The sequence below is a fragment of the Methylocystis heyeri genome (assembly GCF_004802635.2).
In the GTDB taxonomy this organism is placed as follows: Bacteria; Pseudomonadota; Alphaproteobacteria; order Rhizobiales; family Beijerinckiaceae; genus Methylocystis; species Methylocystis heyeri.
The window spans coordinates 2,864,057-2,881,219 of the sequence record NZ_CP046052.1; the positions used below are offsets into that span (position 1 = coordinate 2,864,057).

Below are 17,163 nucleotides of genomic sequence, written 5' to 3' on the forward strand. Positions count from 1 at the left end.
GCCCTTTTCAGCGCAACGATTCAAGAAGACCGACCATGCCTGAACCCATGACGAAGGCGCAAGCGGGAAACTCCGATGGCGCGCCGGTAGTATCGGTCGAGAATGTCACGCATCGCTACGGCGTAACCCTCGCGCTCGACGGATTCTCGCTCGATGTTCCGAGCGGGAAGATGGTCGGCGTCATCGGCCCCGACGGCGTCGGCAAATCGACTCTGCTCGCCCTGATCGCAGGCTCCAAGAAGATCCAGCGGGGCAAGGTGAGCGTGTTGGGCGGCGATATGGCCGAAGGGGCTCACCGCAGCGACGTCTGCCCGCGCATCGCCTATATGCCGCAAGGCCTCGGCAAGAACCTCTATTTGGAGCTCAGCGTCCAGGAAAACACCGATTTCATGGCCCGGCTGTTCGGGCTTTCGGAAAAGGAACGGCCGGCGCGCATCAAGGAATTGCTCGACGCTACCGGGCTCGGCCCTTTCCCGGATCGTCCCGCGGGCAAGCTCTCGGGCGGCATGAAGCAGAAAGTCGGGCTTTGCGGCGCGCTGGTTCACGAGCCCGATCTTCTCATCCTCGACGAACCCACGACCGGCGTGGACCCGCTTTCGAGGCGCCAGTTCTGGACGCTCATCGACGACATTCGCGCCGAGCGTCCGAGCATGAGCGTGATGATCTCGACCGCCTATATGGACGAGGCGCAGCAATGGGACTGGATCGTCGCTATCGACGCCGGCCGCGTGCTCGCGACCGGGACCCCGGCGGAGCTGATGCAGCGCACGGGAACGACGGATCTCGAAAAATGCTTCGTCGCGCTCCTGCCTGAAGAAAAACGCACCGGCCATGTTGAGCTCGCCATTCCGCCGCGACCGGAGGGAAAAACCGAAATCGCCATCGACGCCAAAGGATTGACGCGCCGCTTCGGCGATTTTGTCGCCGTGGATCACGTCACTTTGACGATCGAGCGCGGCGAGATATTCGGCTTCCTCGGCTCCAACGGCTGCGGCAAGTCGACGACGATGAAAATGCTCACCGGCCTGCTGCCGCCGACCGAGGGCAGCGCGACGCTGTTTGGGCAGTCCGTCGACGCCGGCAGCATGGAGGTGCGCAGGGCCATCGGCTACATGACCCAGGCCTTCTCGCTCTATGGCGAGCTCACGGTCCGGGAAAACCTGATCCTCGACGCGCGCCTCTATCACATTGCGCCGGAAAAGGCCGAGGCGCGCATCGTCGAACTGGTCGAGAAGTTCGGACTCGGGCCCCATCTCGATGCGCTCGCCGGCGATCTGCCCATGGGACTGCGCCAGCGTCTCTCGCTGGCGGTGGCGGTCCTGCATGAACCGCAGATGTTGATTCTGGACGAGCCCACATCGGGCGTCGATCCGGTCGCGCGCGACAGTTTCTGGGAGTTGCTGATCGATCTCTCGCGCAATCAGGGCGTGACCATTTTCGTCACCACCCATTTCATGAACGAGGCGATGCGCTGCGACCGCATCTCCCTGATGCACGCCGGCAGGGTTCTCGCCGCCGATGCGCCGCAGAAGCTGATCGAGGCGCGCGGCGCAGCCTCGCTGGAAGAAGCCTTCATCGGCTATATGGAAGATGCGATCGGCGAAAACGCGTCCAAGGGCGCGGAAACGCAAAAGTCCCAGGCGGAGGAACATCCGAAAGAAACCGCGGTCCATCCCGCCCGTTCGGATATTTCTCTGCGCATGGCCCGCCTGATGGCCTACAGCGTCAACGAGACGATGCAGATCCTGCGCGATCCCGTGCGCCTCGCCTTCGCTTTCGTGGGCTCCGCACTTCTGATGTTCATCTTCGGCTTCGGCATCACGACCGATGTCGAGCATATCCGTTACGCGACCTTCGATCACGATCGCAGCCCCGAGAGCCGCGCCTATCTGGAGCAGTTCGCCGCCTCGCCGCGCTATTTCCGGCAAATGCCGCCGGTGACGTCGGCCGAAGAAGCGCTGGCGCGCATGCAGGCCGATGAAATTTCGCTGGTGATCGAAACCCCGCCCAATTTCGGGCGCAACCTCGAAAAGAACATCACCCCTGAGGCGCTGGCGGAAATCGACGGCGCCGACGTGTTTCGCGGCGAAACCATCTCGCAATATGTGCGGAACGTGCAGGACACTATGCTGCGCGATCCGGGCAATGCGCTGCATCTGCGTCCCGAAAAATTCACCGCGAATTTTCAGGACCGCTACATGTATAATCCCACCTTCGAGAGCGTCTATGCGATGGTCCCGAGCATACCTCCCATCCTGCTGATTCTGATTCCGTCGATTTTGATGGCGATCAGCATCGTGCGCGAGAAGGAGCTCGGCTCGATCATCAACTTCTACGTTACGCCGACGGGGCGGCTCGAATATCTCTTGGGCAAGCAGCTCCCCTATATCGCCATCGGCATGCTGAATTACTTCATTCTGACGGCGATGGCCGTCACCGTCTTCGGCGTTCCGATGAAGGGAAGCTTCCTGATCCTCACTTTGTGCACCGTGCTTTATGTCACGGCGACGACCGGCGTCGGCATGGTGATCTCGACTTTCACCAGCAGCCAGGTCGCCGCGGTCTTCATCACCACGGTGCTGACGCTGCTGCCGACAATCCAGTTCTCGGGCTTCCTCCAGCCAGTCTCGACCCTGTTGGGCAACGCCAAATTGATCGGCTCGATCTGGCCGACGACCTATTACATGCACGCCAGCACGGGAGTCTTCTCCAAAGGGCTCCAGTTCGACCTTCTGGCGAAGGATTTCCTCGTCCTCGCCTGCATGATCCCTGTGCTCTGGGTTGTGAGCATGCTCGGATTGGCCAAACAGGAAAAGTAGCCATGGCGACGATGCTGCTCAATATTCTCTGGTTGGGCCTCAAGGAGCTGCGCAGCTTCGGCAGCGATGTCGTCATGCTGCTCTTCGTCGTCTATTCCTTCACCGGCGCGATTTACTCCCAGGCGACCGGAACCTCCAGCGAAGTCAACAACGCCTCCATCGCTTTTGTGGACGAAGACGGCTCGGCCCTGGCGAAGGAACTGGTCAACGCCTTCTATCCTCCCCGCTTCCAATATCCCGAGCTCATCGACGCTTCCGAGGTCGAGAATGCGATGGACCAGGGCCATTTCATGTTCGTGGTGGTGATTCCCCCGCGTTTCGAAATGGATCTGCGCGCCGGCCGGCATCCCGACATACAGCTCAATATCGACGCGACCGCGATGACCCAGGCGTCGATCGGCAGCGGCTATATCAAAAACATCGTAAACGACCGCATTTCGAGTTTCTTCCGGCGCACCGACCAAAATTCCCAGCCGCCGATCAATCTCGTCATCCGCCGCCTCTTCAACCCCAATGGCGTGAGCGCCTGGTTTGCGAGCGTCGTCGCCATCATCAATCAGATCACTCTGCTTACGGTGGTTCTGACCGGCGCTGCGGTGATCCGCGAACGCGAGCACGGCACGCTGGAGCATCTGCTCGTCATGCCTCTGAACGCTTTTGAAATCGCCATGGCGAAAGTCTGGTCCAACAGCCTCGTCATTCTCGTCGCGACGGCCGCGTCTCTCTATCTGATCGTGACCAAAGCGCTCGAGGTTCCTTTCGCCGGTTCCGTGACGCTGTGGTTCGCCGGGGTCATTCTCTATCTGTTCTTCGCGACGGCGCTCGGTCTCTATCTCGGGACGATCTCGCGCACCATGGCGCAATTCGCGCTTCTGATCATATTCGTGAACCTGGTGTTGCAGCTTCTGTCGGGTGGTTCGACCCCGGTCGAAAGTCAGCCCGCCTGGCTGCAATATGTGACCTTCCTGCTGCCTTCCCGGCACTTCGTGAACTTCTCGCAGAAAATCATCTATCGCGGCGGCGGCATCGAAGCGGTGTGGCCGCAATTCGCCATGGTGGCGGGCATCGGCTTCGGCTTCTTCGTCTACAGCCTCTCGCTGTTCAGGAAATCCATCGCGGTGACGAAATGATCGGGCGGCCGGCAACCGGGGATATGTTATGAGCTTTCGGACAAACCTGAAGCAACGGCGACGCCGGAGCTACGCCGCTTACGCCCTGCCTCTGGCGGGTCTCGCCTCGCTCCTCGCCGGATGCGCCGTCGGCCCCGACTACCAGTCGCCGCCGACGGAGGTTCGCGCCAACTGGATCGAAGCGCGCGACTCCAGAGTGGTGACGCGAAAAGAGATCAGGGCCCATTGGTGGAAAGTCTTCAAGGACCCGACTCTCGATCGCCTGATCGAGGTCGCCTATGAAGAAAATCTTCCCGTTCGGATCGCCGGCTTGAGGATCATGGAGGCCCGCGCCCAGCTCGGCGTCGCCGTCGGAAGCCTGTTCCCCCAGACTCAGGAAGGAGCCGGCGAAGCGCAGTGGAACAAGCTCAGCTCCCGCGTCGCCAACCAGGGCAGCGGCATACAGCACGCCTTTGCGCTCTACAACCTCGGTTTCGACGCCGGCTGGGAGCTGGATTTCTGGGGACGGTTCCGCCGCAATGTGGAAGCTTCCGAGGCCGGCCTGCTCGCCTCGGCGGCCGAATACGACAATGCGCTGGTCTCCCTGACCGCGGAGGTCGCGCGCACCTACACGGCGATGAGGACCGCCGAGGTTTTCATCGCCCTCGCGCATGAGAACGCCAAAATCCAGCAGGAAGGCCTGGACGTCGCGCTGTCGCGGTTCCGCAACGGCGCGACATCGGAGCTCGACGTCGCCCAGGCCCGCTCGCTGCTCGAAAGCACCCTCGCGACGATCCCGCAATATCAGGCTGACCTTCAGCATACGAAAAACGCCCTCAGCGTTCTTCTGGGCCGGCCGCCGGGACAGATCGACTCGCTGCTGCGGGGACCGCAGGTCATACCCTCGCCCCCGCGCAGGATCGCGATCGGCCTGCCCGCGGAGCTCCTGCGGCGCAGGCCGGACGTCCGCGCGGCGGAACTCGCCGCGGCGGCGGAAAGCGCGCGCATCGGCGTCGCCGAAGCCGACCTCTATCCGAGATTTTTTCTTTTCGGCGAAATCGGCGCGCAGGCGAGCAACGCCGCAAAGCTGTTCGCGCCGGGGAGCCTCGCGCTCACCGCGGGGCCCGGTTTCAAATGGTCGATCCTGAACTACGGGCAGATCACCAACAATGTGCGCGCCCAGGACGCCCGTTATCAGGAGGCCCTGGTCCATTATCAGGACACGGTGCTCAAAGCCGCGCAGGAAGCCGAAGACGGGCTGATAAGCTATCTCAAGCAAACCGACAGCGCCGTCAGCGAGCTGAAATCAGTTGAGGCGGCCAGGCGTTCGGTGGATCTCGCCATGATCCAATATCGGGAAGGCGCCGACAATTACCAGCGCGTCGTCGACGCCGAACGTTTCCTGCTGCAGGAGAAAAACCGCTACGCGGAAACGCGCTCGGCCATCGCCGCCAATCTGATCGCAGTCTACAAGGCGCTCGGCGGCGGCTGGGAGCTTCGCGAGGGCAAGCCGATCATTCCGCCTGCGATGCAGGCTGAAATGGCGGCCAGAACCAACTGGGGCGACCTCCTGCCGGCGCAATCGCCGCCAGTCACCCCGGATTTACCGCTGCCGACGCCGGCCGGCGCCGCGCCGATCCTGCTGCCGCCCGATTGGTGAGCAGGCGCGTTTCGAATGACGGGAAGCCCGCCGGTCAGCAATCCATCGGATTTATCCTGATATCCGCGATCGCCTTTCCGGCGCCGTCCCGGAGCGAATAGGTGACCACCGCGCCGTGGTCGCGGAACGCCGGCATCATGGAACAGACGCGATCGTGCAATTGCGCCGTAAGCGCGTCCAGCCCGGCGCGATTGTCCCGAACCTCCTTCACCCTGTCCCCGTCCAGGATCGTGTAAAGGTAAATAAACGAGTTTCCGGGGCCGGCGCGGGTTTCGTCGAGCCTGACGCCTGCGCTGACCATCTCCGGCAGCGTCGCGTTCAATCGTTCAGCTTCTATGCCGAGATTGAACGGGGTCGTCTCCTCCATGCCGGAGAGCCCGCCGGCTCGAAAGGCTTTTCCGAGCAGGAAAACTCCCGCGAGAAAAGCGATCAGAACCACCGTCTGCATCGCGGCTCTCAGTGCGACCATGCGCCGGCCCTCCAGAATTTCAGCGAAGACGCCGAAAATCATTTTCCAACAGATCGCGACGGGAGCAACCGATTCTTTTTACGCCCTCGCAAATACGGGCGCTCGGCCCCGCTGCGTTTTGCGCCTCCCCTACGCTTTCCAGGCCGCCGTTCCGGCAAGATCAATTCCTGGTTACTTCCATCTCACCTGAAACAAGAGAAAGCACCGCCGCATTCCGAATGGGGCCATCGCTGAGCCCTTGTCAGGCTATGGGCGTTTTTGTATGTGGCGAAGAGGCTCGGCGTCTTTGTTTCGGAAAATTCGGCGGCCTTCCGGAAATACTGAAGATTTGGCGGCGAAACGTTATCGGAGACATCGCCGCATATTTCGATCGCGCCTTCCGGCCCGCCTTCGGGGCGATCGGCCATGGCCGGAGCCGGTCGATCTGCGCAGGGCCGAAGCGGCGGCGCGCCTACAGCATAATGAGGAATGGAATGTCGAAGCGGGCGTTGATTACCGGCATCACGGGTCAGGACGGAGCCTATCTCTCGCAACTGCTGCTGGAGAAGGGCTACGAGGTTCACGGGGTGATCCGGCGGTCGTCGCACCGCGGGGTCGAGGATCACCGGCTGCGCTGGCTCGGCGTCGCCCACAAGGTCAAGCTGCACGACGGCGATCTCGGCGACCTCTCCAGCCTGCTGCGGATCGTGCAGGACACCCGCCCGGACGAGATCTACAATCTCGCGGCGCAGTCTTTCGTGGCTTCGTCGTGGCGCCAGCCGGTGCTGACGGCCAACATCACCGCGGTGGGCGTGACCAACATGCTGGAGGCGATGCGGATCGAGGCCCCGCAGGCGCGGTTCTACCAGGCTTCCTCCTCGGAGATGTATGGCCTGATCCAGGAGCCGATGCAGCGTGAGACGACGCCGTTCTATCCGCGCTCGCCCTATGCTGTGGCCAAGCTCTACGGGCACTGGATCACGGTGAACTACCGCGAGAGCTTCGGGCTTCACGCCTCCTCGGGCATATTGTTCAACCATGAGAGCCCGCTGCGCGGCATCGAATTCGTGACCCGCAAGGTCAGCGACGGGGTGGCGCGGATCAAGCTGGGGCTGGCGCAGGAGTTGCGGCTCGGCAACATCGACGCCAAGCGGGACTGGGGCCATGCCCGGGACTACGTGCGGGCGATGTGGCTGATGCTGCAGCAGGAGACGCCGGACGATTATGTGGTGGCGACCGGGGTGACGACGACGGTTCGCGACATGTGCCGGATCGCCTTCGATCACGTCGGGCTGGACATGGACAAGCATGTCGTGATCGACCCGGCGTTCTACCGGCCGGCGGAGGTCGACATATTGCTGGGCGACTCGTCCAAGGCGCGCGCCAAGCTTGGATGGGCGCCCGCGACCGAACTCACCGCCCTGATCAAGGAAATGGTCGACGCCGACCTCGTGAGGGTGAAGGCCGAAAACGCCGCCGCCGCGAAGGCTTGAGCGCATGAAACATCTTCAAGCCAGCTGGATGGCTTTGACGATAGAGCGACGGTTTTGATTCGGTCGAAACCGGGCGCTCTGGTGCGATCCTTAGATCTGTCGGAATGAAGGCCGCTCACCGAGTGCGTCGAATGCGCCTTCGCTTAAACCACCAGATCATTGGATTTCGGCGCGCATTCGACTTCCTTTGTGCCGAACGCGCGCAAACCGTTCAATCGCCTCAAGCCACCTGAGGCACCGCATTGTCGGCGCCGCCGGTCTTGTTCTCGAGGAACCAGCGGTAGGCCCCGGCGATGCCCTCGTCGAGCGAGATTTCAGGCTTCCAGCCGAGCGTGCGAATCCGGCTCGAATCCATCAGCTTGCGCGGGGTGCCGTCGGGCTTGGTGGTGTCGAAGACGAGTTCGCCGCTGAACCCGGTCGCGCGCTGCACGCATTCGGCTAGCCCGCGAATCGATATCTCGCTTCCGGCGCCGCAATTGATGTGCTCATAGCCGTCATAATTGTCGAGACAGAACACCACGCCTCTGGCGAGATCGTCGACATGCAGGAACTCGCGCAGCGGCGCGCCCGTGCCCCACACCACGACTTCCCTGCGTCCGTTTTCCTTGGCCTCGTGAAACTTGCGAATCAAGGCCGGAAGAACGTGGCTCGTCGTAAGGTCGAAGTTGTCGTTGGGTCCATAGAGATTGCAGGGCATGACCGAGATGTAGTGCCGCCCATATTGCTTGCGATAGGCCTGACACAGCTTGATGCCCGCTATCTTGGCGATGGCGTACCACTCGTTGGTCGGCTCGAGCGGACCGGTCAGCAGCGATTCTTCCTTGATCGGCTGAGGCGCGAATTTGGGATAGATGCAGGACGAACCGAGAAACACCAGGCGGTCCACATTGGCGGCGTGGGCCGAATGAATGATATTGGTTTCGATCGCCAGATTGTCGTAGATGAAATCTGCGGGGAAAGTGTCGTTCGCAAAAATGCCGCCCACTTTCGCGGCGGCGAAAATGATCGCGTCCGGTCGATTCTGTTTAAGCCATACTTCGACTGCAATCTGATTTCTGAGGTCCACCACGGTGCGATCGACCTTGATGACCTCGTCGCCCCTGCCCTCAAGGTAGCGGGTCACGGCAGAACCCACCATGCCTTTATGACCGGCGACCCAAATTCGACGCTTGCTCATCGCTATCTCCGGCATTCAAAGCAAAACCGCCCTCGCCCCTTTGCGGCGAGGCCCATACAATCCCAAAAGCATATGTTCGGCAAGGGCAATTAGCCATCTGGCGCAGCGAAGCGCGAACGCGCTCGGCCAGCTTTTTCGAGGCGCCCGATTTGAGCGCGCCGCCCCATCGGAACGAATGCCTTTGCGTCACATTACCTTTGCAAGATGAATCGGACGTGTCGTCGCCACGCCCGATTTTTTTTTCGCTCTGCATGCGACGAGCATTTCCCGGAAAGAAGCCAAAAAGGCCACTGCGCAAACGCGCAGCGGCCCCTGAAACTCCAATTCGACGGCGCCCCATTAAGCGGACGCCATTATCGGATCAATAATTGCCCTTCGGAGTGCCCCAGCCGGTGCACCAATCCCAGGTGAGCGGCGCCGCCTGGTCATTCTTGTAAGTTTTTTCGATCCACAGCGGATTGTAGCCTTGGCCCAGGCCGCCGAGCGGACCGCCCGGTCCGCAGAGACCACTCTTGACGTTAGTCGTATAGCCGACGATGCCGCCCGTCTGCCCGAGACCATAGATGTTCTGCAACACCTTGCTGCTGCTGGCCCAGAAGAAACTGGCCCAGTTGAAATAGCCGCCCATCAGCGCGGTCGCGAGACCCGTGCCGCCCACAGGGGCCCAGCCGCTCTGATAGGTGGTGTTGTAGACCCAGAAACCGTTCACCGGATCGGCGAGCGCGGACAGATCGGGGGTTCCGCGCTTGGAGCCGAGCAGCTGATTCAGAGGCGCGAAATTCTGGTAGCTCGGCAGCGTTTCATAGGCGCTGGGTCCGCCGCCGGTGCCGGTCCCATAGAAGGCGTCGTTCCAGACCGCTTCGCTCTTGAAATTGCCATTGCCCTGATTCCGGCTGTAGGTCGTGCCGCCGACGCCGACCACATAAGGCGAAGCCGCCGGATAGCTGACGCCGGGAGCGTCGCCCGCGGCGGAGAGATAGGCGACGTTGGAGTTGTTGAAGTGGGAGTCATAAGAGGCCTCCGCAGCGAACTCCGGAACGCCCCAGGGCATGACGATCTGACCGCCGACTGGCTTAATGCAAGCAGTCGCCGTGTCGACGGCCCTTAATATATCGGCGACGGAGGGCGATTGCGCCTCGACCAGCCAGATTGTGGCGCCGGGAGCCATGGCGTGAACCGCTTCCACGGCCATCGCGCCCTCTAGGTCCCATCCCGTCCCGACTCCGCTGGGAGGGGTGCTGGAGTTATTGCACCCGGGAACGCCCGCTGCGCCCGGCGCGTAGACATAAACGAAAGCGGGATCCGGCAGATTGAAATAAGTAGAGAAGATACGCAGATCGCCCAGCGCATTGGGGTTGTGGTAAGCGGTGACGACCGCAATGCCCCTGGAGCCGCCCTGGGAAGTCACAGTCGCGCTGAGCGGGCTACATCCCTGCTGGAAGCCGGGAGCTATGTGATAGGTGCAGGCGACCGAGGCCGGAGTCTCGATCAGATTCGCCGCCTGAGGCGGCACGGGAAAGACGCCAGGAGCCGGAGGAACGACTCCGCTGGGCGTCGCCAGCAGCTTCACATTGGTGTGAGCGGCCCCCGGAACCTGGGCGTCCGACGGCGGGACGATGATGTGCGGGCTGCCCGCCGGCGGGGCTGCCGCCGCGCCATTGACGTTGATCCCAAAAGCTTGTGCGGGAACAGGCGCCGGGCCGGCGTCGGCCGCGATTGCGGCTCCGCAGCCATAAACCGCCAGCGCGGTTCCCGCTAGCAACATTGCGGCTAAACTCTTTGTATGCCCCAGAGAAGCCATAAACGTTCTCCTAAAACCGGGTTAATCCAGACCGACTCGAACCTTAGCGAGCCCCCTAACGAAGATTAATTATTTCAATTCTCTGCCCGACGCAATCCCGAGACGCTCTAGCTTCATTGGAAAGTGAAGGCTTTCGGCGGCGCTCGGCGCGGTAATTTCCTCTATTTCAGCAATCACGGGGCTTTACGGCGCTGAACGCGAGAAAGCGCCGCAAGCTGAACCCCGCGTTTCCGAAAACCCATAACTTTAAACTGTATTGCAGCCATATTTTTTAAGGCCCCAGTCGCGCCGGAAACTGGACAATGGGAAAGCGTATGCGTATGATGAACGAGTTGCGGCTGACAGATTCAGGCGCGACGAGCCAGACTATGCGGCGGCAGTAAGGTTATAGAGCCAATCAATCCGCCATATCTGTCCTTTTCTAATTTTGGCCGGACGAGGCATGTGATGCTTAGACGAATCGCTGCGGTAACGTGTGTTTTGCTGATCGGCGCTTCAGGCGCATCGGCTTTGGAGAGGCCCGCCGACAATTGTCAGGGGGCGAACGGCAGAGGCGCGAGCGGAGCGGCCTGCGAGCCGAAGATCGGGTCTTCCGCGGTCGTTAAGCCGGGCAGCGCGAATGCCACGGGAACTTCTGCGACCGGCGACGCCACCAAGGTCGCGGACACAAATGTTATCGGAAGAAACCCTCCTCCGACGCATAAGGGGCACTTCCCGCTCCCGGGGCCGATCCACCAGCCCCCCCACGTCAGCCCGAACTGATTCGGCTCAGGCGACGGCGGCGGAAAATCGGTCGCAAAGCCTCTTGAATGATTAAGCGCGATGCGCCCGGCGCCTTGCGCTTTTTCATGTTCAGAGCATCGCGCGGGTTGATGGCGATTTCGCGCATATCAATCTGTTATTTCCGACGTGGAGGAAGATAAAGCGATAGCCTAAATCGCAGCGGTGGGCGCCCTGCATGCAGGTCTCGGCGTAAAGGCGTTAGGCGATGAAGTGCCGGCGGACACCCGCGGTTCCGGCGTGAGGGTATTACGATTTTCCCATAAACAGGGCCTGTCGGGATTTAGGATTGAAGGCGCCGATCGCGGCGGGTGCGTCTAGGTCTGGTGATTCCCTTACGGTCTGGAAGGATTTGAGCGTCATATAATTTCAAGCAGATCTGCTCGGGTGTGCGCCCAACTCGAGCAAACCAGGGCCCTCCGTCCTGAGGAGACCGCCTGCGGCGCTTTCCGCTCGACCATAGCCCGTCATATAGGACGGGCGTCCAGCAGGATGCCCTATGGCCCGTCATATAGGACGGGCGTCCAGCAGGACGCCTCATGTTCGTTTGAGCGATAAGAAATCGCGCTGGAATTAAATGGCTCGAAAGCGTTCCGTAAAAGGGCCTCAAGATCTGGCGCCGGTTGGGTCTCAAGGTGGAAAGATCAAACGGAATTCGAGACCCCACTCTCAATCCGGCGGTTTCCCGGGGGCCCCGAGATGAGCCCTTTGCGCCGTCTCGTGATCGAGCATTTAGCAGTTAGCAATCCTTCGCCTGAGCCCCAACGATTCGACATCCGCGTTCAGCGGGTATTTTGATCGATCCCAGATTGATTTGGGGAGCAGTTGCGCGCATTCCAGGCGCATCGGCCGCCTTATACGAAATCCGCTCTATTGAAACGGCATTTCGTATTCGTTCGCCGCAAAAATCGATGCCGATCGTTGATTTTTTGCGGCGGTCGCTGCCGCGATTCGCGAAGCGATCTCGCGGAAGCCGCCTTAGAGAAGGGGCGCGCTCTGATTCTTCGACGAGCTGGCGCCGCTCTCCCTGCGAAGCGTACTCGCCTCTATCACGGGCAGAACGATTCGATCATCTAGCTTCGGCGGTTTCCGCGCCTGTTCCTGCTCATCTTGTCCGCGCTGCATCCGTTGCGCCGCGATCGCTAACCCGGCCCGACGCGATCACCCGCGAGGTAATCGTCCACTCCCGCAGTGACGCCGCCCGTAGGGGGCATCCCATCATGCGCCTGGAGCCGTCGTCCCAGCATATCGAATCAGACGTTGACGCATTCTCTGGGCAAGAAAAAGCCGCTGCAGGGTTATGCAGCGGCTTTTCGTCGAATTCCCAACCTGGTCTCGCTGCTTCCAGCGAGAGAGCCGAGTTAGTTGTAGTTTCCGTGCGGAGTGCCCCAGCCGGTGCACCAATCCCAGGTAAGCCCCGTCTGCTGGAAGTTTACGACGCCGACGTAATTCTGCTGGATCCACTGAGGATCATAGCCTTGGCCGTTTCCATTAGCGGCGCCGCCCGGCCCGCAGAGGCCGCTGTTGACGTCGGTCACGAAACCCGGGCCGGCAAGGCTGGACGAGTACAGGGTGTTGAGGAAGGTCTGGCTCGACCAGAAGAAACCAGCCCGGTTGGCGATCGCGGCCACAAAGGAAGCCGCAAGGCCGGTGCCGCCGAAGGCGCCCCAACCGTGTTGATAGGTGGTGTTGTAAACCCAGAAGCCGTTTTGCGGATCGCCGAGCGCAGCCAGATCGGGTGTGCCACGACGACCGTTCAAGAGGGACGCCAAAGGAGCCCAATACGCCGACTGGAACGTCGGAATGGGTTCGTAAAGGCTGGGGCCGCCGCCGGTGCCGACCTGGGCGTAGGCGTCGTTCCAGACCGCTTCGCCGAGGAAGGCGCCGGTCGACTGGTTGCGGCTGAAGCTCGTGCCGCCCACGCCGACGGCGTTGGGCGATGCGGCGGGATAGGTGGTCCCGGGAGCGTCGCCGGCCCCGGCGAACATCAGGTAGGAGCCCATGAAGTTGTCATAGGCCGACTCGGCCGGAAATTCCGCAGTGCTCCAGGGCGCGACGATCTGGCCGCCGTTCGTGGATTGCAGGCAGGAGCCGGCGACGGCCACGGCGTCCATCGTATCGGCGATGGAGTCGGACTTCGCTTCGATAAGGTAGATCTTGGCGTTGGGCGCCAGCGAATGGACCGCCTGGATGCTCAGAGCGGCTTCGAGATCCCAGCCCGTGCCCGCACCTGACGTGGGAACGGGGCCGTTGCTGCAACCGGCGTTCGGACCGGAAGTCGCGTAAACGACCTGGAGGTTGGCCGTAGCCAATCCGAAGGCCGCCGAGAAATATTGGAGGTCGGAGAGGGCGGCCGAGTAATCGAAGGCGGTGACGACCGCGATGGCTCTGGCGCCGCCCGTAGCGAGATTGGTCGCCGTGGTGGGGCTGCACCCCGCAGAGAAGCCGGGAACGATGCGATAGACGCAGGCGACCGAAGCGGGAGTCTCGACCAAGCCCCCTGCCGGCGCCGCCACATTGGCGGCCGGCGTCGCGGCGTTGGGCGCGGCGCCAGCCGGCAGCCCCAGCATCTTGACATTGGTGTGGACCGCGCCGGGCTTTTGCTGATCGGACGGCGGAACGATGATCTGCGGCCTGTTGGCCGGAGCGAGCACGACGCCGTTGACATTGACGCCAATAGCTTGTGCGGGAACAGGCGCCGGTCCGGCGTCGGCCGCAATTGCGGCTCCGCAGCCATAAACCGCCAGCGCGGTTCCCGCTAGCAACATTGCGGCTAAACTCTTTGTATGCCCCAGAGAAGCCATAAACGTTCTCCTAAAACCGGGTTAATCCAGACCGACTCGAACCTTAGCGAGCCCCCTAACGAAGATTAATTATTTCAATTCCCTGCCCGACGCAATCCCGAGAAGCTCTAGCTTCATGAGAAACTGGATATGATCTGGTTAGCGGAAAGGAGAGAATTGAACTGATTTAGGGCCGGCATTCGGTCGAGCTTCGCTTTACGTAGTCGCGGCGGCGCGGCATGAACCGGACATCGGCGCGCAGTCGCGACGCCGCCGACGAATTGCAGACGTCATCCGACCTCCGCCGTTTCCCGGTTTTTCGCCTCTTCGAGGCGTTCCGCCGGAGCCGTGAGAAGATCTTCGAATTGCGGCAGTATCCGCTTTGCTCCCATGCTGTCGGCGAGCCGCAGGCCGGCTTCCGCCTGCTCCGACAAATCCGTTTGGGAGGCCGTCAGTATCGCGGCCGCCAAGGCCTCTGGATCGCCGCTCGGCGTGAGGATGGCGGCATGGCTCAGCATGTCGAACAATTCGGTGTCGGGATCGGCGGTCGCCACAACGGGACGCCCGCTGGCCAGCATGCCGCTCAATTTGGAAGGCAGAACGAGATCGGCTGCGCCCCGATGCTGCGGCAACACATGCAAATCCGCGAGCCCCAGCAGATCGTTCAATCTCTCGGCCGGCTGCAGCGGAAGATGCAGCACATTCGGCAGATCGGCCGACGCCGCGATCAATGATTGCCGACTCGGCCCGGCGCCCGCGATGACGAAATAAATATTGCTTCGCTCTGTCAGGCGGCGCGCCGCCTCGACCACGATATCGAGCGCCTGCTTGACGCCGATATGGCCGGAATAGAGCACGACATAGGCGTCTTCCGGCAATTTCAGTTCTGCGCGGAAGCTGTTGGAGCGACTGTCGGTGGGATGAATAGCGCTGGTGTCGACCCAGTTTCTCAGCACCCTGATCGCGCCGGGTTCGAGCCCTTTGGCGGCGAGCGCCAGACGCATTTTGAATGAAATCGTAACGATATGGTCGAAGCCGCGAAGCAGAAGCGCTTCGCCGGACACCGCGAGATTTTTCAGCGCTGCGCCCTTGATGTGCCCGACGCCGAAAGCCGCGTCCACCTCGAGGTCCTGCACGTGAAGCAGAGAACGCGCGCCGAGCAGCTTGGCTGCCAACAAGGCGACGGGGGCGGAGAAAAGCGTCGGTTCGACGCACATGATCGCATCGGGCCGAAAACGCAGGGCGCGCCACAGCAGCATCGGAACCGCGGAGATCCCGAAGCTCAATGGCGCCAGAAGTCGCCAGACGCCGCCGGCGTCGGTCTTCATCGCCATGGGGCAGCGCGAGACCCTCACGCCGTCGAGCGTTTCGCTGCTGTAGGCGAAGGCTTTGTATGGCTTGCGCACATACCAGCCGGGATAGTGCGGCGGCGCCGTCACCACCTCGACCTGATGCCCTTGCCGGGCGAGATGGCGGGCGAGTTCGGCAGTGTATTTTGCGCAACCGATCAGCTCGGGCGCATAATTTATCGCATGGATGAGAATCTTCCGCTTCGGCGCGCCGTCGCCTGTATCATCACTTTGCGATTGAATGCTGCTCGATGAAAACGCGCGACACAAATCGCGCCAAACGGTTTTGAACGGCGGCATCAGGGACCTTGCGTCTAAGATATTCGGGTTTATACGTAAGCCTAACGAAGGCTTGGTGTTATGGCAAGCGAGATCGTCCATGGGCGAATTGGTCTCGGAACGGCAAGCTGCGGTTGAAACACCGACTATTTTGCGCTGGGTCTGAGCCAAACGCGCCACCGCATTAAATCATTTTCACGTAATCACGGAAGCCTCCAGATTGGAGTTTTCCGACTGCGACAGCCCGTAGATTTTTATGCAAATGCTATCGGTCGATCTCCCCGAATACGATGTCGAGGGAGCCGACGATAGCCGCCACGTCGGCCAGCATATGCCCTCGCGAAAGTCGCTCCATCGCCTGCAAATGGGCGTAGGACGGCGCTCTTATCTTGCAGCGGTAGGGCTTGTTCGCGCCGAGCGAGACCAGATAGACGCCGAACTCGCCCTTGGGCGCCTCCACCGCCGCATAAACTTCGCCGGCCGGCGCGTGAAACCCCTCCGTATAGAGCTTGAAAAATTCGATCAGCCCTTCCATCGAACGTTTCATGACGCTTCTTCCGGGCGCCGCGATCTTGTGATTTTCGATCGCGACCGGCCCTTCGCCGGATTTTGAATCCAGTCTTTCGATGCATTGCTTCATGATCTTGGCGGACTGCCGCATCTCCTCCATGCGGATGCAGTAGCGCGCATAGCAATCGCCGCTTTTCGCCACCGGAATATCGAAATCGAGTTCGTCGTAGCACTCGTAGGGCTGCGCCTTGCGCAGATCCCACGAGGCGCCGCAAGCCCGAACCATCACTCCCGAAAAGCCGAGCCCCCAGGCTTCGTCCAGGCCGATAGCGCCTATGCCGACATTGCGCTGCTTGAAAATGCGATTCTCGGTCAAAAGCCCTTCGAGATCGTCGCAGGTCTGCAGGAACGGGTCGCAGAAGGCGTAGATGTCTTCCAGCAGGCATGGCGAAAGATCCTGATGAACCCCGCCGAAGCGGAAATAATTCGCATGCATGCGCGCCCCCGAGGCCCGCTCGTAGAACACCATGAGCTTTTCGCGCGCCTCGAACCCCCAGAGGTTGGGCGTGAGCGCGCCGACGTCGGAGGCCTGGGTGGTGATGTTCAGCAAATGGGAAAGCAAGCGGCTTATTTCGCAATAGAGAACCCGGATGAGCTGCGCGCGGCGCGGAACCGCGACGCCGAGAAGCTTCTCCGCCGCAAGGCAGAAGCCGTGCTCCTGGCTCATCGGCGCGACGTAATCGAGCCTGTCGAAATAGGGCAAGGCCTGCAGATAGGTCTTGTCCTCGATGAGCTTCTCGGTGCCGCGGTGCAGGAACCCGATATGGGGATCGGCCCGGATCACGGTCTCTCCATCGAGCTCCAGGATCAGACGAAGCACGCCATGGGCCGCCGGATGCACGGGCCCGAAGTTCAACTCGAAATTGCGCAGCGGGGCGACTTCCATGCCGGCCGG

General features: G+C 61.5%; 11 protein-coding genes. 4 read left to right on the forward strand and 7 right to left on the reverse strand.

Annotation, left to right across the window (positions count from 1 at the left end; all coding sequences use genetic code 11):
• The first annotated feature begins 35 nt into the window (after positions 1-35).
• The 3 genes from rbbA to H2LOC_RS13080 are packed head-to-tail and all read left to right on the forward strand — an operon-like array spanning position 36 to position 5,588.
• On the forward strand, positions 36-2,819 hold the full coding sequence (gene rbbA / locus H2LOC_RS13070; RefSeq protein ID WP_281350511.1) for a ribosome-associated ATPase/putative transporter RbbA: 2,784 nt from the start codon (positions 36-38) through the stop codon (positions 2,817-2,819).
• Positions 2,820-2,821: 2 nt separating this feature from the next.
• Positions 2,822-3,949 carry an ABC transporter permease gene (locus H2LOC_RS13075; protein ID WP_136496781.1) on the forward strand — a complete coding sequence of 376 codons (1,128 nt, stop codon included), beginning with the start codon at positions 2,822-2,824 and terminating at the stop codon, positions 3,947-3,949.
• A gap of 28 nt (positions 3,950-3,977) precedes the next feature.
• Complete coding sequence (locus H2LOC_RS13080) at positions 3,978-5,588, forward strand: efflux transporter outer membrane subunit (RefSeq protein ID WP_136496782.1); 1,611 nt, start codon at positions 3,978-3,980, stop codon at positions 5,586-5,588.
• Between the two features lie 34 nt (positions 5,589-5,622).
• On the opposite strand, the gene H2LOC_RS13085 is transcribed toward H2LOC_RS13080, so the two are convergent.
• Positions 5,623-6,057, reverse strand: a complete 435-nt coding sequence (locus H2LOC_RS13085) for a hypothetical protein (RefSeq protein ID WP_136496783.1) — start codon at positions 6,055-6,057, stop codon at positions 5,623-5,625.
• A 473-nt stretch (positions 6,058-6,530) separates the two neighbouring features.
• On the opposite strand from H2LOC_RS13085, the gene gmd reads away from it, so the two are divergent.
• Entirely contained in the window at positions 6,531-7,529 is a 999-nt protein-coding gene (gmd, locus tag H2LOC_RS13090) for a GDP-mannose 4,6-dehydratase (protein WP_136496784.1), read from the forward strand.
• Positions 7,530-7,749: 220 nt separating this feature from the next.
• Here gmd and fcl read toward each other — a convergent pair whose 3' ends face one another.
• The 6 genes from fcl to H2LOC_RS13120 form a co-directional block, all read right to left on the reverse strand.
• Positions 7,750-8,706 carry a GDP-L-fucose synthase gene (fcl, locus tag H2LOC_RS13095; protein ID WP_136496785.1) on the reverse strand — a complete coding sequence of 319 codons (957 nt, stop codon included), beginning with the start codon at positions 8,704-8,706 and terminating at the stop codon, positions 7,750-7,752.
• Between the two features lie 361 nt (positions 8,707-9,067).
• Positions 9,068-10,471 (reverse strand): S8/S53 family peptidase, encoded by a 1,404-nt coding sequence (locus tag H2LOC_RS13100; RefSeq protein WP_136496786.1) that lies wholly within the window; start codon positions 10,469-10,471, stop codon positions 9,068-9,070.
• 784 nt (positions 10,472-11,255) lie between these two features.
• Positions 11,256-11,396 (reverse strand): hypothetical protein, encoded by a 141-nt coding sequence (locus tag H2LOC_RS13105; RefSeq protein ID WP_154331661.1) that lies wholly within the window; start codon positions 11,394-11,396, stop codon positions 11,256-11,258.
• Between the two features lie 1,252 nt (positions 11,397-12,648).
• The gene (locus H2LOC_RS13110; protein WP_136496787.1) at positions 12,649-14,055 is read right to left on the reverse strand and encodes a S8/S53 family peptidase; all 1,407 of its coding nucleotides are present in this window, start codon (positions 14,053-14,055) and stop codon (positions 12,649-12,651) included.
• A gap of 305 nt (positions 14,056-14,360) precedes the next feature.
• Complete coding sequence (locus H2LOC_RS13115) at positions 14,361-15,719, reverse strand: WcaI family glycosyltransferase (RefSeq protein ID WP_162009764.1); 1,359 nt, start codon at positions 15,717-15,719, stop codon at positions 14,361-14,363.
• Positions 15,720-15,963: 244 nt separating this feature from the next.
• Entirely contained in the window at positions 15,964-17,154 is a 1,191-nt protein-coding gene (locus tag H2LOC_RS13120; protein WP_136496789.1) for an NADH-quinone oxidoreductase subunit D, read from the reverse strand.
• Between the last annotated feature and the right edge of the window lie 9 nt (positions 17,155-17,163).